This window comes from Plastoroseomonas arctica, assembly GCF_018128965.1.
Classification (GTDB): domain Bacteria; phylum Pseudomonadota; class Alphaproteobacteria; order Acetobacterales; family Acetobacteraceae; genus Plastoroseomonas; species Plastoroseomonas arctica.
Genome location: NZ_JAAEDH010000002.1, coordinates 321,062 through 342,046, shown reverse-complemented (window position 1 = coordinate 342,046; position 20,985 = coordinate 321,062). Strand labels below are relative to the sequence as shown.

Annotated in this window: 20 protein-coding genes; 13 read left to right on the top strand and 7 right to left on the bottom strand. The window is 70.5% G+C overall.

Annotated elements, in window-relative coordinates; translation table 11 throughout:
* Positions 1–96: 96 nt before the first annotated feature.
* A complete protein-coding gene (locus tag GXW79_RS03890; RefSeq protein ID WP_211873013.1) occupies positions 97–1,329 on the top strand; it encodes a sensor domain-containing phosphodiesterase in 1,233 nt (410 codons plus the stop codon).
* Between the two features lie 3 nt (positions 1,330–1,332).
* On the opposite strand, the gene GXW79_RS03885 is transcribed toward GXW79_RS03890, so the two are convergent.
* Positions 1,333–2,307 carry an RluA family pseudouridine synthase gene (locus GXW79_RS03885; protein WP_211873012.1) on the bottom strand — a complete coding sequence of 325 codons (975 nt, stop codon included), beginning with the start codon at positions 2,305–2,307 and terminating at the stop codon, positions 1,333–1,335.
* Between the two features lie 65 nt (positions 2,308–2,372).
* Here GXW79_RS03885 and GXW79_RS03880 point away from each other — a divergent pair, with 65 nt between their 5' ends.
* The gene (locus GXW79_RS03880) at positions 2,373–2,858 is read left to right on the top strand and encodes a VOC family protein (protein WP_211873011.1); all 486 of its coding nucleotides are present in this window, start codon (positions 2,373–2,375) and stop codon (positions 2,856–2,858) included.
* Positions 2,859–2,862: 4 nt separating this feature from the next.
* On the opposite strand, the gene GXW79_RS03875 is transcribed toward GXW79_RS03880, so the two are convergent.
* Genes GXW79_RS03875 through GXW79_RS03865 form a run of 3 tightly spaced genes read right to left on the bottom strand, consistent with a single transcriptional unit; the run spans position 2,863 to position 5,604 of the window.
* Positions 2,863–3,222 (bottom strand): CrcB family protein, encoded by a 360-nt coding sequence (locus GXW79_RS03875; protein ID WP_211873010.1) that lies wholly within the window; start codon positions 3,220–3,222, stop codon positions 2,863–2,865.
* A complete protein-coding gene (locus tag GXW79_RS03870; RefSeq protein WP_211873009.1) occupies positions 3,219–4,388 on the bottom strand; it encodes a pyridoxal phosphate-dependent aminotransferase in 1,170 nt (389 codons plus the stop codon). Before GXW79_RS03870 ends, GXW79_RS03875 begins: the two co-directional genes overlap by 4 nt.
* A 1-nt stretch (position 4,389) precedes the next feature.
* Positions 4,390–5,604: a gamma-glutamyltransferase gene (locus GXW79_RS03865; RefSeq protein WP_211873008.1), complete on the bottom strand. Its 1,215-nt coding sequence runs from the start codon at positions 5,602–5,604 to the stop codon at positions 4,390–4,392.
* 264 nt (positions 5,605–5,868) lie between these two features.
* Here GXW79_RS03865 and GXW79_RS03860 point away from each other — a divergent pair, with 264 nt between their 5' ends.
* From GXW79_RS03860 to GXW79_RS03835, 6 genes are all read left to right on the top strand, one after another.
* Positions 5,869–6,600 carry a DsbA family protein gene (locus tag GXW79_RS03860; protein ID WP_211873007.1) on the top strand — a complete coding sequence of 244 codons (732 nt, stop codon included), beginning with the start codon at positions 5,869–5,871 and terminating at the stop codon, positions 6,598–6,600.
* 51 nt (positions 6,601–6,651) lie between these two features.
* On the top strand, positions 6,652–9,240 hold the full coding sequence (locus GXW79_RS03855) for a penicillin-binding protein 1A (protein ID WP_246503671.1): 2,589 nt from the start codon (positions 6,652–6,654) through the stop codon (positions 9,238–9,240).
* A 10-nt stretch (positions 9,241–9,250) separates the two neighbouring features.
* Positions 9,251–10,382 (top strand): peptide chain release factor 2 gene (gene prfB, locus GXW79_RS03850; RefSeq protein WP_211873006.1). Its coding sequence is split into 2 segments (ribosomal slippage): positions 9,251–9,319 and positions 9,321–10,382, totalling 1,131 coding nucleotides; the frame shifts between segments, so codons are not numbered across the junction.
* Positions 10,379–10,759 (top strand): PaaI family thioesterase, encoded by a 381-nt coding sequence (locus tag GXW79_RS03845; protein ID WP_211873005.1) that lies wholly within the window; start codon positions 10,379–10,381, stop codon positions 10,757–10,759. The genes prfB and GXW79_RS03845 overlap by 4 nt, the downstream gene beginning before the upstream one ends.
* A gap of 65 nt (positions 10,760–10,824) precedes the next feature.
* Entirely contained in the window at positions 10,825–11,886 is a 1,062-nt protein-coding gene (locus GXW79_RS03840; RefSeq protein WP_211873004.1) for a ketopantoate reductase family protein, read from the top strand.
* 107 nt (positions 11,887–11,993) lie between these two features.
* Positions 11,994–12,620: a TetR/AcrR family transcriptional regulator gene (locus GXW79_RS03835; RefSeq protein WP_211873003.1), complete on the top strand. Its 627-nt coding sequence runs from the start codon at positions 11,994–11,996 to the stop codon at positions 12,618–12,620.
* 25 nt (positions 12,621–12,645) lie between these two features.
* On the opposite strand, the gene GXW79_RS03830 is transcribed toward GXW79_RS03835, so the two are convergent.
* Together GXW79_RS03830 and GXW79_RS03825 are read right to left on the bottom strand one after the other, a co-directional pair.
* Entirely contained in the window at positions 12,646–13,275 is a 630-nt protein-coding gene (locus tag GXW79_RS03830; protein ID WP_211873002.1) for a hypothetical protein, read from the bottom strand.
* A 108-nt stretch (positions 13,276–13,383) separates the two neighbouring features.
* The gene (locus GXW79_RS03825) at positions 13,384–14,277 is read right to left on the bottom strand and encodes a shikimate dehydrogenase (RefSeq protein WP_211873001.1); all 894 of its coding nucleotides are present in this window, start codon (positions 14,275–14,277) and stop codon (positions 13,384–13,386) included.
* Between the two features lie 94 nt (positions 14,278–14,371).
* Here GXW79_RS03825 and GXW79_RS03820 point away from each other — a divergent pair, with 94 nt between their 5' ends.
* From GXW79_RS03820 to GXW79_RS03805, 4 genes are read left to right on the top strand one after another with little or no spacing between them, the layout of a single operon-like run.
* On the top strand, positions 14,372–15,361 hold the full coding sequence (locus GXW79_RS03820) for a Bug family tripartite tricarboxylate transporter substrate binding protein (RefSeq protein WP_367614792.1): 990 nt from the start codon (positions 14,372–14,374) through the stop codon (positions 15,359–15,361).
* Positions 15,362–15,376: 15 nt separating this feature from the next.
* Positions 15,377–16,102 carry a protocatechuate 3,4-dioxygenase subunit beta gene (gene pcaH / locus GXW79_RS03815; RefSeq protein ID WP_211873000.1) on the top strand — a complete coding sequence of 242 codons (726 nt, stop codon included), beginning with the start codon at positions 15,377–15,379 and terminating at the stop codon, positions 16,100–16,102.
* Between the two features lie 3 nt (positions 16,103–16,105).
* Positions 16,106–16,723 (top strand): protocatechuate 3,4-dioxygenase subunit alpha, encoded by a 618-nt coding sequence (gene pcaG / locus GXW79_RS03810; RefSeq protein ID WP_211872999.1) that lies wholly within the window; start codon positions 16,106–16,108, stop codon positions 16,721–16,723.
* Between the two features lie 11 nt (positions 16,724–16,734).
* A complete protein-coding gene (locus GXW79_RS03805; protein WP_211872998.1) occupies positions 16,735–18,636 on the top strand; it encodes a bifunctional sugar phosphate isomerase/epimerase/4-hydroxyphenylpyruvate dioxygenase family protein in 1,902 nt (633 codons plus the stop codon).
* On the opposite strand, the gene GXW79_RS03800 is transcribed toward GXW79_RS03805, so the two are convergent.
* Complete coding sequence (locus GXW79_RS03800) at positions 18,585–19,910, bottom strand: MATE family efflux transporter (RefSeq protein ID WP_211872997.1); 1,326 nt, start codon at positions 19,908–19,910, stop codon at positions 18,585–18,587. The genes GXW79_RS03805 and GXW79_RS03800 overlap by 52 nt on opposite strands.
* A 105-nt stretch (positions 19,911–20,015) precedes the next feature.
* Here GXW79_RS03800 and GXW79_RS03795 point away from each other — a divergent pair, with 105 nt between their 5' ends.
* On the top strand, positions 20,016–20,957 hold the full coding sequence (locus tag GXW79_RS03795) for a thioredoxin family protein (protein WP_211872996.1): 942 nt from the start codon (positions 20,016–20,018) through the stop codon (positions 20,955–20,957).
* Positions 20,958–20,985 lie beyond the last annotated feature (28 nt).

Sequence of the window (20,985 nt, the reverse complement as noted above, 5' to 3'; positions counted from 1 at the left end):
AGCCGTGTAAATCGTGTGCAGTGGCCGTGCCCGGCTTCACCCAAAATTATTCCGCGCCGGCGACACTCGCGCTTCACTCCTCAACGGGGCAGCGCCGTGGACTTCATCAGCGACATCCTGACCGAGCATCCGGTCGAACGCAGCAATATCGGCCACGCCTTGTCGTCGCTGCGCAAGCATCTGGGCATGGCGGTCGCCTATGTTTCTGAATTCCAGGGCGACGAGACGGTGTTCCGCGACGTCGACGCGCCGGGGCTGGAGGCGGTGATCAAGCCCGGCGACCGGCGCTCGCTCGACGATGTCTATTGCCGGCACATCCTGGCAGGCCGCCTGCCCGAACTGATCCCCGACACGGGCGCGAACGCCTTTGCGCAGAAGCTGCCGATCACGCATGACAGCCAGATCGGCGCCCATATGAGCGTGCCGGTGCGCCTCGAGGATGGCAGCGTCTACGGCATGTTCTGCTGCCTGAATTTTTCGCCCGACCCCAGCCTCAACGACCGCGACCTGCAGATGATGCGCGTCTTCGCCGACCTCACCGCGCGCCAGCTGGGCGAGGAGGCGGCGGGAAAGCGCGTGGCGACGGACAAGCGCGACCGGGTGGCCGCGGTGCTGCGCGACCAGGCCTTCCGCATGGTGTTCCAGCCGATCTGGGATTTTGCGGAGGACCGTCCCCTCGGCTTCGAGGCGCTGTGCCGGTTCAGCGCGGAGCCCTACCGCACCCCCGACATCTGGTTCGCCGAGGCCGACGAGGTCGGGCTGGGACGGGAGATGGAGCTGGCCGCGATCGAGGTGGCGCTGGCCGCGGGCGCGGTGCTGCCGCGCGGCTGCTACATCTCGGTCAATGCCTCGCCGGCGCTGATCCTGAGCGGGCGCCTGGCTGCCGCCCTGCGCCGGCATCCCGGACGCCGCGTCGTCGTGGAGGTGACCGAGCACGCGCCGGTCGCGGATTACGCAAAACTGCTGTGGGAATGCGCGCGGCTGCGCGAGACCGGCGCGCGGATCGCAGTGGATGACGCGGGTGCCGGCTATGCCGGGCTGCAGCACATCCTTCAGCTGCGCCCCGACATGATCAAGCTGGACATCGCGCTCGTGCGTGCGATCGACACCGATCCGGCGCGGCGCGCGCTGGTCTCCGCGCTGATGTTCTTCGCCGAGGAGACCGGCTGCCTAATGGTCGCCGAGGGGATCGAGACGCAGGCGGAGCTCGACATCCTGCGCAAGCTCGGCGTGCATTGCGGGCAGGGGTATCTGTTCAGCCGGCCGCTGCCGATCGAGGCGGCGGTGGCGATGGTGGAGGGTCCGAAGGCGATGCGCCGGGTGGGCTGAGCCTCAGGCGACGCGCTTGGCCTTCGGCGTGCGCGGGGTCTCGAAGCCCAAAAAGTCGAAGCTCGCCTTCATGTGCGGCGGCAAGGGCGCGGCGACCGAAATGGTGCCGCCCTCCGGGTGCGGCAGCACGATGGCCCGCGCGTGCAGATGCAGCTGCCCCGACAGGCCCTCGATCTGCGCGATGGCGCCGCCATACTTGCCGTCGCCGAGGATGGGGGTGCCGAGGGCGGCCGCCGTGTGCACGCGCAGCTGATGGGTGCGCCCGGTGTGCGGCTTCAATTCCAGCCAGGCGGCGCGGCGCTGCGCCGTGTCCATGACCTTGTAGTAGGTGATGGCGTGCACGCCCTCGCCATCGGCCACCGGCTCGGTGCGTTCGCCGCGGGGCCCGCCGATCTTGGCCAAGGGCAGGTCGATGCGGCCTTCGAGGATGTCGGGGCGGCCGATCGTGATGGCCCAGTAGGTCTTCTCCGCTTCGCGCGAGCGGAAGGCGCCGGCGAGTTTCGCGGCCGCCTTGGGGTGGCGGGCGAGCAGCAGCACCCCGGTGGTGTCGCGGTCCAGGCGATGAACCAGGTGAGGCCGGTGGTCGGAACCGAAGCGCAGCGCGTCCAGCATGCCGTCCAGGTGCCGCTTGATGCCCGGCCCGCCCTGCACCGGCAGGCCGAAGGGCTTGTTCAGCACGATCATGCTCTCGTCGCGGTACAGCACGGATTGCACCAGGTCCTTGGCGTCGTGCTCGGAGACGAAGCGCTCCCCCACCGCGCGCGGCGGCGGCGCGTCGGGCAGCGGTGGGATGCGGATGGTCTGCCCGGCGGTCAGGCGGGTGGAGGTCTCGGCGCGGGCGCCGTCGACACGGATCTGGCCCGTGCGCAGCATCTTCTGCAGCGCGCCCTGGGTCAGTTGCGGGTAGTGGCGGCGGAACCAGCGGTCGAGCCGGCTATCGGCCTCGTTCGGGTCCACGGGTCGGGTGATGACGCTCATGCGGGTGTGTAGGGCGAATTGATGCCCTGCTGCTACTCTGGGCCGACATGGCAGGGAGGAATGGCATGGCCGATGATATCGCACCGGTGCCGCATGACCGGGCGGCGCTGACGGTTTCGATCGTGGTCCCCGATGCCGTGGCCGCCATCGCCTTCTACGTCGCGGTGTTCGACGCGGTGGAGGATTTCCGCCTGGTCGAGCCCTCCGGGAAGGTCGGCCATGCCGAGCTGCTGATCGGCGGCACGCGTCTGATGGTCTCCGATCCCTATCCCGAGCATGGCGCGCCGGTGCCCAAGGGTGGGCCGCCCTCGATGCGGCTGCACCTCTATGTGCCCGACGTGGATGCGACCATGGAGCGCGCGATCGCCGCGGGGGGCGTGCTGCGCCAGCCGGTGCAGGACCAGTTCTATGGCGACCGCAGCGGCACCGTCTCCGACATCGCGGGACACGCGTGGAACATCGCGAGCCGGCGCGAGCATGTCAGCCCCGAGGAGATGCAGCGCCGCTGGGACGCGATGATGCAGGCACCGGAGCAGGCGCCGCAGCTGTGACCGGTCAGCGCCGCGCCAGCCCGAAGCAGATGGCGAAGGCGGCCAGCGCGAAGACCAGGCTTGCCGCGACATAGGCGGCCGCAAGCGCCGGCGAGCGTTCCCACAGCAGCCCGGTCTCCAGCGAGAAGGCGGAGAAGGTGGTGAAGCCGCCGAGCACGCCGGTGACCAGGAACAGCCGCCACTCGCCGCCGATGCCGAGCCCCGCCACCACGCCGATCAGCGCGCTGCCGAGCACGTTGATCGCCAGCGTCCCCCAGGGAAACGCGACCCCGAACTGCGCGATGGACGCGAGCGTCAGCAGGTAGCGCGCCACCGAGCCCAGCGCGCCGCCGAGCGCGACGCACAGCACGCCAGTGAGCGTCATCGCCCCAGGAAGCGCGCGATCCGCGCCGGCGCCTCGGCGATCAGCGCGGCGTCGCCGCAATAGGACAGGCGCATGAAATGCGCGCCGCGCCCGGGGTCGAAGTCGAGCCCCGTGGTGGCCGCGATCCCGGCCTCGGCGAGCAGCCGCGCGGTGAAGGCCACGCTGTCGTTGCTCAGCGCGGAGATGTCGCACCACAAATAGAAGGCGCCATCGGCGGCGGCGATGCGGTCGATGCCGGCGCGCGGCAGCCCGTCGAGCAGCAGCGCGCGGCTGGTCGCATAGGCGGCTTTGCGGCCTTCCAGCTCCGCCACGCAATCCATCGCCGCCTCGGCCGCGACCTGGGCGATGTGCGGGGCCGAGATGAACATGTTCTGCGCGAGGCGCTCGACCGGGCGGGCGAGGTCCTCGGGCAGCACCAGCCAGCCCACGCGCCAGCCGGTCATCGACCAGTATTTCGAGAAGGAATTCACCACGATGGCCGAGGGGCTCAGCGCGGCAGCGGTGCTCTCCGCCACCGTGCCCCAGGTGAGGCCGTGGTAGATCTCGTCGGAGATCAGCCGCACGCCCGCGGCGTGGCACCAGGCGGCGATGGCGGCCAGGGCCTCGGGCGCCAGCATGGTGCCGGCGGGGTTGCACGGCGAGGCGATGATCAGCCCCGCCGGGCGCGGGTGCAGCGCCTCGAGCATGGCGAGCGTGGGCTGGAAGCGCGTGGCCGCATCGCAGGGCAGGATCTGCGGGCGCATGCCAAGCGCGGTCAGGATGTTCGCGTAGGGCGGGTAGAAGGGCGCGGCCATGGCGATGGCGTCACCCGCCTCGAAGGCGGCGAGGAAGGCGAGCGGGAAGGCGCCCGAGGCACCCACCGTCACCGCGATGCGCGCGGGCGGCACCGACGCGCCGTAGTGTTCGGCATAGTGGCGCGCGATGCGCGCACGCAGCGAGGGCAGGCCGAGCGCCTCGGTGTAGCCCATCGGGGCATTCGCCTGCAGCGCTCGCATCGCCGCATCCACGGCGCCCTGCGGTGCGCCGAGGCCGGGCTGGCCGACCTCCATGCGCAGGATGCCCGGCGCGCCGGCCGGCTGTGCCGCCGCCCGCGCATTGGCGGCGGCGATCACGTCCATCACCAGGAAGGGCGGGGTTGCGGCCCCGCGCCCGACCTTCAGGGGCATGTCAGCGGGGCGCGGCGCCGGCGGCGAGGCCGCTGCCGCGCGGATCGGCCGCGATCACGCACTCATCGGGCCTCCCCGGAAGGTAGCGCGGGCAGGACGCCACCACGGCGCGGGCATAGGCGGGCACGCCGCCCGGGATCGCATCCTGCGCGGCCGCCCCGCGCAGCAGCCGGCTGGTCGCGAGTGCCGCCGCGTATGGCGCCGCCTCCTGCCCCGACGCCGCGACCGCGAGGCGGAAGGCGCGCAGCGGCTGGTTGTGGCTGAGGGTCACCGCCAGCGGTGCGGGCAGGATCGCCCCGACATTCGGCGCGGCGGCGAGGATGATGCCGGTGCCCGGCGCCACGCGCCCGGTGCCGAACAGGTTGTTCATCGAGAAGGCACAGGCGACCGCATTGCCGTCGCGGTCGAAGGTGACCAGGCCCGTCGAGGCACCCCCGCCAGGCGGCCCGCCATCGGCATTGGCGCCGCCGGCGGCGAGCGCTTCAAAGCTGCGCGCCGTATAGGCGTCGCTGCCGGTCGGCAGGAAGGAAATGGTGTCGTTGCCCTGGCGCGCGGTCACCGGGGGAACCAGCCGCGCGATGCCGGCGCGCATGTCGTCGACGGTGAGCCCGCCGCCGGCGCTGAGGCTCGCCTCGGCGAGGCGCCGCGCCAGCGTGCCCTGGTGGATGTCGCCCGGGCCGGTGGTGCGGATCGCCGAGAGCGAAAGCGCGAGGTCGCGTTGGATGAGCTGCGCGCCCTCGCCGACCGGCTCGCCATTCGCGCCGGCGAAGATGGCGCGCGCCTGCGGGTCGGCGAACAGCGGTGCGGCGACCGCGGCGAGGTCGGCGGCGAAGGCGCGCGAGACCGGGTTGCCTTCGCGCGCCAGGTCCTCGGCCGGGCGGATGAGTTCCTCGAAGCGCAGGCGGCCGCCGCGCGTGTGCAGTGCGAACAGACCGCGCGCCAACATCGGAACGGCGGCCGGGCGGTCGGCGCCCGACGCCATGCTCCTCCGGGCGCCGGCCTCGAACAGGATGGCCTGGGTCTCGCCGCGCGACTGCTCGAAGACCAGGCAGGCGCCGCCGCCGCCGAGCCCGGCGCGGGAGGGCAGGGTGACGCTGAGCGCGAAGCCGGCCGCGACTGCCGCATCCATCGCCGAGCCGCCGGCCGAGAGGGTGTCGCGCGCGATCAGCGCCGCGCGCGGCTCCTCCGCCGCGGCGCCGCCGAGGAAGCCGCGCACGAAGCCGGCCTGCCCACGTTCGACCGTCGGGCCCGAGAAAACGCTGCAGCCGCCGAGGAGAAGCGTGGCGGCGCCGAAAAGGAGAGTGCGCAGCGTTTCGTTCCCTATGTTGCCAAGGATTGACGGTGGGGATTAGACGCCTTCTCGGTGCCGGGCAACCGGACCTTCGTGCCAACGTTTCCCGATGCTCGCACAATGTCGCAAAAATAAAAGAGTGGGTTCGGGGAAATTCCTTTCCCCGACCTGTGGTCAAAGGATCCTTCGATGCTCCGCCTTCTGCCGCTGCTGCTGCTCCTCGCATCCCCCCTCGCGGCGCAGGAGACGTTCACCGCGGAGCAGCGCGGGGCGGTCGTGGACATCCTCCGCCGCGCGCTGCGCGAGGACCCCTCCATCCTGCGCGAGGCGCTGGCATCCCTGGAGGCCGCCGAGACCCGCGACCGCGCCCTGGCCGCCGCCCAGGCGCTGGCCGCCGAGTCCGACGCGCTGGCGCGCAACCCGGCCGACGTGGTGCGCGGCAACCCGCGCGGCGACGTGACGGTGGTGGAGTTCTTCGACGTGCGCTGCGGCTATTGCCGGCAGCTCACCCCCGCGATCGCCGAGCTGATCCGGCGCGACCCGCAGGTGCGCTTGGTGCTGAAGGACCTGCCGATCCTGGGGCCGAATTCGGTCGTGGCGGCCCGCGCGCTAATCGCGGCGCAGCGCCAGGGCAAGTATGGCGAGCTGCACGACGCGCTCATGGCGCTCACCGGCGAGGTGGCGGAGCCGCAAATCCGGCGCGAGGCGGAGCGGCTGGGCCTCGACTGGGCACGCCTGCGCCGCGACATGGATGACGCGGCCGTGACCGCGCGGATCGACGCGAACCTGGCGCTGGCCCGGCGGATCGGGGTGGAGGGCACGCCGGCCATGGTCATCGGGGACCGCCTTGTGGGCGGCGCCGTCCCGGTTGCGGCGCTGGTGCAGCTGGTGAGCGATGCGCGCGCGGCACGCCGGCCGTGATGCTGTCCCTGGTGATCGCACCCGGTTACGCCGCGTGATAGCATACATTCCATGAGCCCGAATGAGCTGCGGCCTGAGGGGCCGCTCGACCCGTACCGTGCCCGCCAGGCATCGGCGGCCGAGCCGCCGCGCCCCAAGGCGAAGCCGCCGCGCAAGCCGCGCCGCGGCTGGGGCCTGCTGCGGATCATGGTGGTGCTTGGCGCCGGGCTGCTCGTGGCCGGGAGCGTCGGCGGCTACGGCTTCTACCGGGTGATCGTGCAGGACCTGCCCGACTACCGCTGGCTCGCCGATTACGAGCCGCCGCAGATGAGCCGCATCTACGCCGCCGACAGCCGGCTGATGGCGGAGCTGGCCACGGAACGGCGGGTGTTCATCCCGATCGAGGCCATCCCGCGCCGCCTGCAGCAGGCTTTCGTCAGTGCCGAGGACCAGCGCTTCTGGGAACACCACGGCGTCGACCCCATCGGCATCCTGCGTGCCGGGCTGACGGCCGTGGAGCAGATGGGATCCGGCCGGCGCATGGGGGGTGCGTCCACCATCACCCAGCAGGTCGCGAAGAACATGCTGGTGGGCGCGGACCGCACCTTCGCGCGCAAGATCCGCGAGGCCATCCTCGCCGTGCGCATCGAGCAGACGCTGAGCAAGGAGCGCATTCTCGAGATCTACCTCAACGAGATCTTTCTCGGCCAGCAGGCCTATGGCGTGGCGGCGGCGGCGCAGAACTACTTCGGCAAGTCGCTCGACGAGCTGACGCTGGCCGAGATGGCGTTCCTCGCGGTGCTGCCCAAGGCGCCCAACAACTACAACCCGCAGCGCTTCGCTGAGGCCGCGCGCGTGCGCCGTGACTGGGTGCTGGACCGCATGGTCGAGGATGGCGCGATCACCGCCGCCGAGGCCACGGCCGCGAAGGCCGAACCCATCCTCGCCCGCCCGCAGCGGCGCCCCGACATGGTGACCGCCGGCCAGCATTTCTCCGAGGATGTGCGGCGCGAGCTGGTGCAGCGCTTCGGCGCCGAGCAGACCACCATGGGCGGCCTGGTCGTGCGCACCAGCCTCGAACCCCCACTGCAGGCTGCGGCCGAGCGCGCGCTGCGCGACGGGCTCACCGCCTATGACCGCCGCCGCGGTGGCTGGCGCGGTGGCGTGGCGCGGATCGCCGCCGGGGCCACCGAATGGATGCCGGCGCTGGAAGCCGTGACCCGCCCGCCCGGGATGGCCGCGGAATGGCGCCTCGCCGTCACGCTCGAGGTGCGCGACCGCGAGGCGCGGCTGGGCTGGCTCGAACGGCCCGACCCGCGCGCGCCCGCGGTGGCGCGCACCGGCACGCTGGGCCTCGAGGAACTGGGCTGGGCGCGCGCGGTGATCCCGCCGCCGCCGGGGCAGGCGGGCGTGTTTCAGCTCGCCACCCAGGGCACGCGGCTGGGTGCGGCGCCGCGCCGCATGGGCGACGTGCTGGAAGTGGGCGACGTGGTGATGGTGGAGCCCGCGCCGGTGCCGGCGGCGCAGGCCGCACTCGCCAATCGCGGGGTCCGGGTGAACCTGCGCCAGATGCCCGCGGCGGAGGGTGCGATCGTCGCACTCGATCCCAACACCGGGCGCGTGCTGGCGATGGTGGGCGGCTACAGCTTCGAGCGCAGCTGGTTCAACCGCGCGACCCAGGCGATGCGCCAGCCCGGCTCCTCCTTCAAGCCCTTCGTCTACATCTCCGCGCTGAGCATGGGCATCCCACCGAACCAGATGCTGCTCGACGAGCCGATCGAGATCGCGACGCCGCAGGGGCTGTGGCGGCCAGCCAATTATTCGGGCGGGGCGCGCGGCTGGGTCACCATGCGCCAGGCGATGGAAGCCAGCCTCAACATGGTGACGGTGCGCCTTGCGCAGCACGTGGGCATGGAGCGGATCAGCCAGACGGTGGCGGATTTCGGGGTGATCCCGAACATGCCGCGCTACCTGGCCATGGCGCTGGGCGCGGGCGAGACCACGCCGATGCGCATGGCGACCGGCTATGCGAGCTTCGTCAATGGCGGCCGAGCGGTGACGCCGACGCTCATCGATTCCGTGCAGGACCGTCGCGGCCGGGTGATCTGGCGCGCCGATGCGCGGCAATGCGAACCGGCCTGCGACGCCGGGCCCGATGCCGGCCCCCCGACGCTCGCCGGCGAGCGTCGCCAGGTGGTCGATCCCATCGCCGCCTACCAGATGGTCTCGCTGCTGCAGGGCGTGGTGCAGCGCGGCACCGGCACGCGCGCGGCGACCGGGATGACGCGCCCGATCGCGGGCAAGACGGGCACGACCGATGATTATCGCGACAATTGGTTCGTGGGCTTCACCCCGGACATCGTGATCGCCGTCTGGCTCGGCTACGACGACAGCCGCAGCCTCGGGCCCAACGAGGCGGGCGGTTCCAACGCGGCGCCGATCTTCCGCGAGGTGCTGCAGGCTGCCCTGACGGATAGCCCCGCAGTGCCGTTCCGCGCCCCGCCCGGCGTGGCGCTGGTGCGCATCGCGGTCGGCAACGGCACCATCCTCGAAGCCTTCCGTCCGGGCACCGACACCACCGGGCAGCGTCGCCTGGGCGAAGGTGCCGGCGGGGGCGGCAGCGGAGGTGGCCTCGACTCCGCGCTGGGCGGGCTCTATTGAGCGCGCCATCATGAGAGCAGACGCCACGAACTTGCAGGAGCAGATCGCCGCATCGGTGACGCTGCTGAGGAGGCATCTTTGACTGGGATGCCGCACTCCGACGCCTGGATGAGCTGAACGCGAAATCCGAAGACCCCGAGCTCTGGACCAAGGCCGCCGAGGCGCAGGCCCTGATGCAGGAACGCAACCGCCTCGCCGACCAGGTGGATGGCGTGAAGCGACTCGAGCAGGCGGTGGCCGATGCCATCGAGCTGATCGAGATGGCCGAGGCGGAAGCCGATGCCGGCACCGCCGACGAGGCGGTGCGCGAGCTTGAATCGCTCGCCGAGGAAGCCAAGCGGCGCGAGATCGAGAGCCTGCTCTCGGGCGAGGCCGACCAGAACGACGCCTATATCGAGATCAATGCGGGGGCCGGCGGCACCGAGGCGCAGGACTGGGCGCAGATGCTGATGCGCATGTACACGCGCTGGGCGGAACGGCGCGGCTTCAAGGTGCAGCTCACCGAGGAGAGCGAGGGAGAGCAGGCCGGCATCAAGTCGGCGACGCTGCTGGTCACGGGGCCGAGCGCCTATGGCTGGCTGAAGACGGAATCGGGCGTGCATCGGCTGGTGCGCATCAGCCCCTTCGACGCCGCCGCGCGCCGCCAGACCAGTTTTGCCTCCGTCTACGTCTTCCCGGTAATCGACGACAAGATCGTCATCGAGATCAACCCTGCCGACATCCGCACCGACACCTTCCGCGCCTCGGGTGCTGGCGGCCAGCACGTGAACAAGACGGATTCCGGGGTGCGCTTCACCCATATTCCGACGGGGATCGTCGCCGCTTCGACCCAGGACCGCAGCCAGCACAAGAACCGCGCGATCGCGATGGAGATGCTCAAGGCGCGGCTGTATGAACTCGAGCTGCGCAAGCGCGAGGCGGTGAGCGATGCGATCGAGGCCGGCAAGACCGATATCGGCTGGGGCCACCAGATCCGCAGCTACGTCCTCCAGCCCTACCAGATGGTGAAGGACCTGCGCACGGGCATCGAGAAGGGCAATCCGGCGGCGGTGCTGGATGGCGACCTGGATGCCTTCATGGCGGCCGCGCTGGCGAGCCGCGTGGGTGCCACGCGCAGCGAGGCGAGCGCGAGGGCGGAGTGATCGTCCAGCGTCCCTTCTACCGCCACATCGGCGTTGTCGTGATGGAGGCGGCGGACGGCGCGTCGCTGGTGCGGCTTGAGCCGATGGCGGAGACGGCGAACATCCGCGGCGACGTGCATGGCGGGGCGATGGCCACCATGCTCGATGCGGCGCTGGTGAATGCGGCGCGCTCCGTCCTGCCCGAAGGCAGCGGGGCGGCGACGGTCAGCCTCTCGATCAACTACCTCGCACCAGGACAGGGCACGCTGATGGCGCGCGGCCGCGTGGTGCGTGGCGGGCGTAGCCTGGTTTCGGCCGAGGCCACCATCACAGACGCTGACGGCGCGGTGGTGGCCCAGGCGATCGGCACGCTTCGCGCGATCGCGCCCAAGGCCTGAACCGCCCCCCTGGTCGCGCGCTGACCACGGGGCCATGATGCCGTGAAATCCGTGGGAGAGAGACAATGGCCGCACGCATCGCAATCATGGGCACCGGCGCGGTCGGAGCCTATGCCGGCGCGCACATGGCGCAGGCCGGCGAGGACGTCACCTTCATCGACATGTGGCCTGAGAATGTGGAGGCGATGCGCGCCAACGGCTTGCGCGTGACCCACCTGCGCGACGTGCCAGAATTCGTGACACCGGTGACGGCGCTGCACCTGACCGAGGTGCAGAAGATCAGCCGCGGCCAGCCCTTCGACATCGTCTTCATCTGCACGAAATCCTACGACACCGAATGGGCCGCGGTGATGATGCGGCAATACCTGGCCCCCGGCGGCTTCATGGTGTCCCTGCAGAACTGCATGAACGAGGCGACCATCGCGGGCGTGGTCGGCTGGGGCCGCACGCTGGGTGCGATCGCGAGCTCGATCACCGTCGATCTCGCCTTGCCCGGCCATGTGAAGCGCGCCTCGGGGAAGGGCGGTGCGGCGCACACCGTCTATCGCGTGGGCGAGGTGCATGGCCGTATCACGGACCGCGCAAAGGAAGTGGCACGCCTCTGCGCCTTGTCCGACAGCACGCTCGTCACGACGAATCTGTGGGGCGAGCGCTGGTCGAAGCTGGTGACCAACGCGATGGCCAACGGGTTGTCCGCCTGCACCGGCATGATCAGCCGCGACACGCTGATGAACGATGCGCTGCGCCGCTTCGGCGCGCGGCTGGGCTCGGAGGCGATCCGCACCGGCCAGGCGCTGGGCTATTCGCTGGAGGAGGTCCACCACATGGACCCCGAGACCATCGCCAAGGCCGGCGAGGGCGATCCCGAGGCACTGGCCGAATACGACGCCCACCGCCTGGCCGAAGCCGCCAAGGGCGGCGGCGCGCATCGCCCCTCGATGGGCCAGGACATGGTGAAGGGAAGGCGGACCGAGATCGCGTTCATCAATGGCTACATCGTGGACCGCGCGGCCGAGATCGGCATCGAAACGCCGGCCAACGCCGCGCTGACCCGCATCGTGCAGCAGGTCGAGCGCGGCGAGCTGCAGCCCGGCCCCGAGCACATCCTGAACCTGCGCCTCAATTAGGTCTCGCTTCCAGCAGGTGCCAAAAAGCCAAAAATAAAAGATGGGGGTCCGGGGGAATTCTTTCCCCCGGCCTTGCTTTCCGTGTGTACGGACCAGAGAGTCCATCCATGGACAAACCCCGCACGCGTGACGCGGTGCAGACCCGCCGCGCCATCCTGGACGCCGCCACCGCCGAGTTCAGCGAGAAGGGCTTCTCCGGTGGCCGTGTCGACGACATCGCCGCGCGGACCGCCACGACCAAGCGCATGATCTACTATTATTTTGGCGGCAAGGAGCAGCTCTACGCGGCCGTCCTGGAGGAGAAATACGGCGATATCCGCGATGCCGAGGCGGCCGGGAACCTCGACGCGCTGCCGCCGCTCGACGCGTTGCGGCGCCTGGTGGAATTGACCTTCGACCATCATGCGGCGCGCCCGGAATTCGTCCGGCTGGTGACGGTGGAGAACATCCACGAGGCGAGCCATGTGAAGACCTCGCCCACCATCCGCAAGCGCAATGCGGCGGTGATCGGCGCCATCCGCGCGCTGCTGGATCGCGGCGAGGCGGCGGGGGTGTTCCGCAAGGGCGTGGACCCGCTGGACCTGCATCTGCTGATCACGGGGTTCTGCTTCCATCGCGTGTCGAACCGGCACACGCTGTCGGCGATCTTTGGGCAGAACCTGCACAGCCGGCCGCGCGCGGCGGCGCATCGGCGGATGATCGCCGATGCGGTGCTGCGCTACATGGCGCCCTGACCCGGGGGGCGGCCCCGGGCGCGGATCAGTTGGATTTCAGACGGTTCGCCAGGCGCTCGGTGTCGTTGGCGCGGGTGACCATGCCGTACTCCTCGCCCAGCAGCACGGCGAGCGCTTCGTCCGCCGGGTTGCCGCCGGATGCGACGTTGAATTGGGCGGTGTGGCAGTGCAGCAGTGTCGCGGCCGCCTGCAGGCGGTGCACGCCGCGCGTCCCCCTTGCGAACTTGTAGATGCCCTTGGCGGAGCGCTTCAGACGATCGGCCACCGTCACCGTGACGCCGAGACCGGCGCCGGCAACCGCGCCGCCGATCCCGCCCAACGCGGTGCCGAGGACAGGCACCACGGAGCCGATCGTCGCGCCACCCGCAGTCGCCGCGATCTGCAGGCCGAACTTCGCGGTGCCGATGACACCCTTGCGGATGGCCTTGGAGTGCTTCTTGCCGCGCGCGTAGATGATGGCGCGCTTGACGTCGGTCAGGCCGATCTCGCGACCGTCGAATTCTTCCCCCCGGGCCTGGTAATAGGTCTGGAGGATGTCGTTGAGGACCTGCGCCTTGGCCTCCGCCGATATGGCCGAGGCGGCATCGCCGCTGCCGGAGATGACATTGCTGCCGGCCATCTTGGCCAGGCTGTGGCCGACATAGGTGGTGGGCATGGGCATTGGCCTTCGGCGCGAGGAGGTTCGCCATACGCGCGGGAGCCGTGACCACGCCGTATCACAATGACAGTATAAAGACACACCGACGATCGGCCCGCAAGCGGATCAATTCGCTTTAGGATCAATATGGGTCACCAGTTCGGCAAAATTCGCGAGCATGCGCGCGGGATCGGGTTCGCGGCCGGTGAACAGGCGGAAGGCGCCGACCGCCTGGAAGACTGCCATGCCGCCGCCGTCGAGCGTGCGGCAGCCTAGCGCGCGGGCGGCGCGCAGCAGCGCGGTCTCGAGCGGGAAATAAATGATCTCCGCGACCCAGAGCGCGGGGCGCAGCAGGGCCACGGGCAGCGGCGTGCCGGGCAGCTTGGCCATGCCGACGGGGGTGCAGTTCACCACGCCATCGGCGGCGGCGACCGCCTCCTCAAGCGGCGCCCCGGCGCGTGCGCGGCCTTCGCCGAAGCGTGCGCGCAGCGCGGCGGCCAGGTCCTCGGCGCGGGCTGCGTTGACGTCGTGGATAGTGAGGCGGCCGACGCCCTTGCGCAGCAGCGCCTCAGCCACGGCGGATCCCGCGCCGCCGGCGCCGAGCTGCACCACTTCGCCGAGCGGGGCGCCGGGCAGGCCGCGGGAGAAGCCTTCGGCAAAGCCGGAGCAATCGGTGTTGTGGCCGATGCGCCTGCCGTCGCGCAGCACCACCGTGTTGACGGCGCCGAGCGCGCGCGCTTCCTCGGAGAGATCGTGCAGCAGCGGGATCACCGCCTGCTTGCACGGAAAGGTGATGTTGAGGCCGGCGAAGCCCGCCGCCTCGGCGCGGTCCAGCAGCGCGGGCAGCGCCTCGACGCCGAGGCCCATCGCGTCGAGGTCGATGCGGCGATAGGATAGCGCGAGATGATGCGCCGCGGCTTCGCGCTCATGCAGGGCCGGCGTGAGAGAGGCCTGGATGCCGCGGCCGATGAGGCCGGCGAGGAGGGAGGGGCCGGCGGGTGCTGCGAAGGGATCGTTCATGCGGCGTTTCCCTGCTTTGCGGCTTGCCGGCGCAATGTACTATCTGGTACGTACAGGTCAATCGCTGATCCAAGAAAAGCAAGGAGGATGTTCCGTGAAGCAGCACCCCGCACTCTCGCGCCGCACGCTTGGGCTTGGCGCCATCGGTCTTATCGGCGCGCGCGCCGCGCAGGCGCAGGAGGCCTATCCGGGTGCGCGGCCGGTGACCATCGTGGTCGCCTGGGCGCCGGGTGGGTCGACCGATTTCGTGGGCCGCGTGGTGGCGCAGCAGATGTCGCGCGAGCTGTCCGGCAATGTCGTGGTGGATAATCGGCCTGGGGCCTCGGGCACGGTGGGCCATGCCTCCGTCGCGCGGGCGCGGCCGGATGGCTACACGCTACTCATGGGCGTGAATTCCACCTATGCGATGTCGCGGCATCTGTTCCCCGGCCGCGGCTATGATGATGACCGCGCCTTCGCCGCCATCGGTCGCGTCGCGCAATCGCCGATCATCCTCTGCGTCAATCCGCGCCTGGGCACGCCGACGATCGCGGCACTCGTGGCCAAGGCGAAGGAAGCCCCGGGGCGGCTGTCCTATGCGTCGTCCGGTGCGGGTTCCTCCGCGCATCTCGCGACCGAGCTGTTCCTGCGCGCTGCCGGGATCGATATCCTCAACGTCACCTATCGCGGCGGCGCGCCGGCGGTGCAGGCGCTGATCACCAACGAGGTGCAGGTCGCGATGGTGGATGCGGTGACGGCGCTGCCGCTGATGCAGGCCGGGCAGATCGTGGGCATCGGCGTCTCCACGCTGACGCGCAACCCGCTTGCGCCCGACGTGCCGACCATCGCGGAATCGGGATTCTCCGGTTTCGAGGCGACGTCGGATTTCGCCCTGCTCGCACCCGCCGGCACCCCGGCGTCGATCATCGCGCGGCTGCACACGGCCCTCGCCGCGACCATGGCGAATGCGGAGGTGCTGGAGCGGCTGCGCGCCAGCTCCATCGTGCCGACGCCCGGGACTCCGGAGGCGTTTCCCGCCTATCTTGCCGCCGAAAGTGCGAAATGGGGCGAGCTGATCCGCACCCGCGGGATCACCCTGGAATAGCCTGGAGCGCCGCGCATGAAGCCCGATGCCGAGTTCTTCCCGCGCGATCCGGCGGACCATCCGCCGGCCTCGTCGCCGGTGTATAAAAGCAGCGTGCTGCGCAGCCCGCGCTTCCCGCTGCTGTCGCTGCAGAACTCGCTCTCCGAAGTGACCGGTCCGGTGTTCGGCGCCGGCGAGCTCGGGCCGCTCGACCACGACCTGATCCTCAACTACGTGCAGACGGGCGAGCCGATCGGCGAACGTATCATCGTGCATGGACGGCTGATGGATGGCGAAGGTCGGGGCCTCGGCGGCATGCTGGTCGAGCTGTGGCAGGCCAATGCCGGCGGGCGGTATCGCCATGCGCTCGACACCTACCTCGCGCCGATCGATCCCAATTTCGGCGGCTGCGGGCGCACCATCACCGATGCGGAGGGCTACTACAGCTTCCGCACGATCAAGCCCGGCCCGTATCCCTTTCGCAATCGCGTGAATGACTGGCGGCCCGCGCATATCCATTTTTCGCTGTTTGGGTCCGGCTTCGCACAGCGCCTCATCACCCAGATGTATTTCGAGGGCGACCCGCTGATCGCGCATGACGCGATCATCGCGACCATGCCGGACCCGGCGCTGCGCGAACGGCTGATCGCGAAGCTGGACCTCAAGGCCTCGGTGCCGCTCGACACGCTCGCCTATCGCTTCGACATGGTGCTGCGCGGCCGCCGGCAGACGCGCTTCGAGAACAAGCTGCAGGGGAGCTGAGCGATGGACTACCTGCCCGAGACACCGTCTCAGACCGCCGGCCCCTATGTGCACATCGGGCTGATCCCGCGCCAGGCGGGATTCGAGATCTTCGCCAACAATCTCGGCGAACGCATGGTGAGCGACGCGACCCGCGGCGAGCGCATCCGCATCGAGGGCCGCATCTTCGATGGCGCCGGCAGCATCGTGCGCGACGCCCTCATGGAGATCTGGCAGGCCGATGCGCATGGCCGGCACAACCACCCCGCCGATACGCAGGACGGCACGGCACCCGACGCCGCCTTCCACGGCTGGGGCCGAACGGGCACCGATTTCGCGACCGGTATCTGGGCCTTCGACACGATCAAGCCTGGCGCGGTCACCGGACGCTCCGGGCATGCCCGCATGGCGCCGCATGTGAGCCTCTGGATCGTCGCGCGCGGCATCAATCTCGGCCTCTCGACGCGCATGTATTTCGGCGACGAAGAGGCGGCGAACGCGGCCGACCCCGTGCTGAAGCTGATCGACCCGGCACGCCGCAACACGCTCATCGCGCCGCGCGGCCTGCGCGAAGGTGCGGTCGTCTACGGGTTCGACATCCGCCTGCAGGGCGAAGGCGAGACGGTCTTCCTCGACATCTGAAAGGGCCTTCCATGAAGCGCGCCATCGCGACGGTCTGCCTTTCGGGGACATTGCCCGACAAGCTGGAAGCGGCCGCAGCGGCGGGGTTCGAGGCGGTCGAGATGTTCGAGAACGACCTGCTCACCTTTGACGGCACGCCGCGCGAAGCGGGAAGGCTCTGCACCGATCTCGGGCTGGAGGTCGCGCTGTTCCAGCCCTTCCGGGATTTCGAGGCGATGGAGACGGCCCAGCGCGCGCGCAACCTCGACCGCGCCGAGCGGAAATTCGACACCATGCAGGCGCTGGGCGCGGAACTGCTGCTGGTCTGCTCCAACACCCAGGCCGCCACGCTCGACGATCCGTCGCGCGCCGCGGCCGACCTGCGCGAGATGGCGGAGCGCGCCGGAGTGCGTGGACTGCGCGTGGGCTATGAGGCGCTGGCCTGGGGGCGGCACATCAACCGATGGCGCCAGGCCTGGGATATCGTGCGACAGGCCGACCACCCCGCGCTCGGCCTGATCCTGGACAGCTTCCACACGCTCTGCCTCGGCGATGATCTCGCGGCGCTGTCTGACTCGGTGCCCGCGGAGAAACTCTTCTTCCTGCAGCTCGCCGATGCGCCGCGACTGTCCATGGACGCCCTGTCCTGGAGCCGGCATTTCCGCAGCTTCCCCGGCCAGGGCGAGTTGCCGGTCGCGGATTTCCTGCGCGACGTGCTGGCCGCCGGCTACACGGGGCCCATCTCGCTCGAAGTCTTCAACGACGAGTTCCGCGCCGCCCCCGCGCGCCGCATCGCGCGCGACGGTCTGCGCTCCCTGGTCTGGCTTGCGGAGCAGGCGGGCATCGCCGCACTCCCCGCTCTGCCGCAACTGCGTGGCATCGAGTTCATCGAATTCGCCGTGGACGAGCCGACGCGCGCCGCACTCGGCGCTTTCCTCGTGCCGCTCGGCTTCGTCCGCGCCGGCGTCCATCGCTCGAAGCAGGTGGAGCTGTGGCGCTCCGGCGACGCCAACATCGTGCTGAACGCGGAACCCGACAGCGCCGCCTCCGAACGCTTCGAGCAGCACGGACCCTCCGCCTGCGCGATGGCGCTGCGCGTCGATGACGCCGCGCGCGCCGCGTTGCGTGCCGAGGCGCTGCTCTGCTCCGTCTGGCAGGAGCGCGTGGGCGAGGGCGAGCGCGCCATCCCCGCCGTGCGCGCGCCCGACGGCACGCTGGTCTACCTGGTCGAGGAGGGCGGCCGCGCGATCTGGGAGGATGATTTCCACCTGGAGCCACAGGCCGCGCCCAGCCTCGGCATCACCGGCATCGACCATGTCGCGCAGGCCCTCGCGCCGGGCTTCCTCGAAAGTTTTTCCCTGTTCTACCGCGCCGTCTTCGGGCTGGAGCCGGAGGCGCTGTTCGAACTGCCGGACCCCTATGGCCTGGTGCGCAGCCGCGCCTTCACCGGTGGAAAAGGCGCGGTGCGGCTGCCATTGAACGTCAGCGAAAGCGGGCGCACCGGCACCGGGCGCTTCGTCTCGGCGCTGGCCGGCGCGGGCGTGCATCACATCGCCTTCGCGGTGGCCGACGCGGCCGCGGCGGTGGATGCGGCGGGGCCCGACGCGCTGCTCGATATCCCGCCGAACTACTACGAGGATATCGCGTCGCGCTTCCCGCTGGATGACGATGCCATCGCGGCATTGCGTGCGCGGCATCTGCTCTTCGACAGCGCCGAACAAGGCGTTGAGTTCCGCCACGCCTACACGGATGCCTTTCGCGACCGCTTCTTCTTCGAGATCTGCGAGAGGCGCGGGGGCTATGCCGGCTTCGGCGCCGCCAATGCCGGCGTGCGCATGGCCGCGCAACGCCGTGGCGCGCTATCCGGCGCGACGCCGCGCGCTCACGCCCGCCACACGGATGGACGCACCGCCACCGAGGTGAACACGCCATAGGCGGTGATGCCGAGCGCGACGCCGATGAAGTGCCCCTCAAGCCCCATCCCGAGCGGCACCGCCAGCACCCAGCCGAAGCCCACCGCGAGCGTGATGCGCGCCAATGCGGCCACGATCGGCCAGCCCATCCGCCCCGCGCCCAACGCCGCGAAATACATCGCCATGCCCAGCCCGAACCCGCCCAGCGCCGGCCCGATGATGGCAAGCGCGCGCGTGGCGATGGCGGCGACCTCCGCATCGCGTGTGAAGGCGTTGGCGACCAGCCCGGGCGCGAGTGCCACGAAGATCCCCACGCTGCCCGCGACCGCGAGCGCCGCAAGCCCACCCGCCCAGGCGATGCGCCGCGCGGTCGCCCAATCCCCCGCGCCGACGCTGCGCCCGACCAGCGCCGTCAAAGCCGACCCGATCCCGAAGGCGATCGGGATCATCAGAAACTCCAGCCGCGCGGAAATGCCGTAAGCCGCGACCGCGGCCGCGCCATGCACCGCGATCTGCGCCGTCACCAGCACCGTCGTCAGGTTCGCGATCGTCGCGAGCGCACAGGCGATCAGCCCCACCGAGAGGATGCGCGTGAACAGCGCCCCCGTGATCGGCGTGCGCAGGTTGGGCAGGAACCCGGCGCCGCCGCGCAGCACCGTCACCAGCATCGCGACCGAGGCCAGCCAGAACACGCCCGCGAAAGCCACGCCGATGCCCGCGAGCCCCATCCCCAGCGGCTCCGCGCAGGCCCAGGAGAGCGGCGGCAGCGCGACCCAGGCGAACGCCATCACCCGCGCGGCGAGCGCATGCCTGCCCCCGCCGCGCAGCACCGAGGCGAGTGTGTTCGCCATCCAGGCCGGCACCGCGCCGGCGCCGAACAGCCACATCGCGTAAAGCGCCGCCGCCCCCCCCGCCTCCGGCCCGGCGATCGCGCCGAGGATGGCGCTGGGCGCGATCGCGAGGCCGAGTGCGAAGATCAGCCCGCCCATCGTTGCGATCAGCAGCGCATGCAGCACCAGCGCGGAGGCCTCGCCATCCCGCTTCGCCCCCAGCGCGCGCGCGATGGCCGAGACCACGCCGCCGCCCATCGCGCCGGTCGACATCTGCTGCATCAGCAGCGCGAAGGGCAGCACCACCGCCCAGCCCGCGAGCGCTGCGGTACCCTGGCGCGCCGCAAGCCAGGTCTCGAACAGCTGCGCGAAGGCCTGCAGCGCGGCCAGCAGCAAGGTGGGTGTCGCGAGGGCCCCGATGCGGCGCAGCAAGGTCGCGGTGCTCGGCGGAAGGGGGGCGCTCACGCCGGGACGATGCGGTCGGCAGGCGGCACGGTCAACTTGCGCCTTGCTTTAGGCACGGAGCGACGCATCTATGCGATCAAAGTTTCCTTGAGGAATGGTCCGACCATGGAAGTCATCTTCGATCCCAAACGGCCCGCCGATGCACAAGGCGCCGGCGTCGATCCGGTGAAGGACAGCGACCAGAAATCCTTCATGGCCGACGTCATCAACGCCAGCCGCGAAGTGCCCGTGCTGGTGGATTTCTGGGCCACCTGGTGCGGCCCGTGCAAGACGCTCACACCCGCGCTGGAAAAGGTGGTGCGCGCCGCGCAGGGCCGCGTGCGCCTGGTCAAGATCGACATCGACCAGAACCGCGCGCTGGTGCAGCAGCTCTCGCAGATGGGCCTGCCGCTGCAATCCGTGCCGACCGTCGTTGCCTTCTGGCAGGGCCAGATCGCGGACCTGTTCCAGGGCGCGCTGCCCGAGGGCGAGATCAAGAAATTCATCGAACAGGTGCTGAAGGTCGCCGGCGGCAAGCTGCCCAGCGCTGAATTGCTGACCGAGGCGAAGACCGCGATCGAGGAAGGCGACTACCAGGGCGCGCTCGAGGTCTTCGGCACCGTCGCCCAGGCCGAGCCGGAAAACCCCGAGGCGCTCGCCGGCGTCGCCCGCTGCCTGATGCTGCTGGGCGAGGAAGACCAGGCGCTGGCCGTGCTCGACAGCGCGCCCGCCAAGATCAAGGACCACGCTGCCGTCACCTCCGTCCGCTCGGCACTGGAACTCGCCGCCGAAGGCCGCCGCGCGCGCGAACGCTACGCCGAGTACGAGGCGCGCCTGGCCGCCGACCCCGATGACCACGCCGCGCGCATCGACCTCGCCATCGCGCTCAACGCCGCCGACGAACGCGCTGCGGCCACCGACGCGCTGATCGAGGCGGTCAAGCGCGACCGCGCCTGGAACGACGAGGCCGCGCGCAAGCAGCTGCTGAAATTCTTCGAGGCATGGGGTATGACCGACCCCGCGACGCTCGCGGGACGCCGCAAGCTCTCCACGCTGCTGTTCCGCTGAGCGGAATGCGCGCCTTTCATCCCGGACT

What these genes read in the sequence shown, in the direction of transcription:
- GXW79_RS03885 (WP_211873012.1), bottom strand. Translation starts at nt 2,307, where the DNA reads ATGAGCGTCATCACCCGACCCGTGGACCCGAACGAGGCCGATAGCCGG.
- GXW79_RS03880 (WP_211873011.1), top strand. Translation starts at nt 2,373, where the DNA reads ATGGCCGATGATATCGCACCGGTGCCGCATGACCGGGCGGCGCTGACG.
- GXW79_RS03875 (WP_211873010.1), bottom strand. Translation starts at nt 3,222, where the DNA reads ATGACGCTCACTGGCGTGCTGTGCGTCGCGCTCGGCGGCGCGCTGGGC.
- GXW79_RS03870 (WP_211873009.1), bottom strand. Translation starts at nt 4,388, where the DNA reads ATGCCCCTGAAGGTCGGGCGCGGGGCCGCAACCCCGCCCTTCCTGGTG.
- GXW79_RS03860 (WP_211873007.1), top strand. Translation starts at nt 5,869, where the DNA reads ATGCTCCGCCTTCTGCCGCTGCTGCTGCTCCTCGCATCCCCCCTCGCG.
- GXW79_RS03855 (WP_246503671.1), top strand. Translation starts at nt 6,652, where the DNA reads ATGAGCCCGAATGAGCTGCGGCCTGAGGGGCCGCTCGACCCGTACCGT.
- GXW79_RS03840 (WP_211873004.1), top strand. Translation starts at nt 10,825, where the DNA reads ATGGCCGCACGCATCGCAATCATGGGCACCGGCGCGGTCGGAGCCTAT.
- GXW79_RS03835 (WP_211873003.1), top strand. Translation starts at nt 11,994, where the DNA reads ATGGACAAACCCCGCACGCGTGACGCGGTGCAGACCCGCCGCGCCATC.
- GXW79_RS03830 (WP_211873002.1), bottom strand. Translation starts at nt 13,275, where the DNA reads ATGCCCACCACCTATGTCGGCCACAGCCTGGCCAAGATGGCCGGCAGC.
- GXW79_RS03825 (WP_211873001.1), bottom strand. Translation starts at nt 14,277, where the DNA reads ATGAACGATCCCTTCGCAGCACCCGCCGGCCCCTCCCTCCTCGCCGGC.
- pcaH (WP_211873000.1), top strand. Translation starts at nt 15,377, where the DNA reads ATGAAGCCCGATGCCGAGTTCTTCCCGCGCGATCCGGCGGACCATCCG.
- pcaG (WP_211872999.1), top strand. Translation starts at nt 16,106, where the DNA reads ATGGACTACCTGCCCGAGACACCGTCTCAGACCGCCGGCCCCTATGTG.
- GXW79_RS03805 (WP_211872998.1), top strand. Translation starts at nt 16,735, where the DNA reads ATGAAGCGCGCCATCGCGACGGTCTGCCTTTCGGGGACATTGCCCGAC.
- GXW79_RS03795 (WP_211872996.1), top strand. Translation starts at nt 20,016, where the DNA reads ATGGAAGTCATCTTCGATCCCAAACGGCCCGCCGATGCACAAGGCGCC.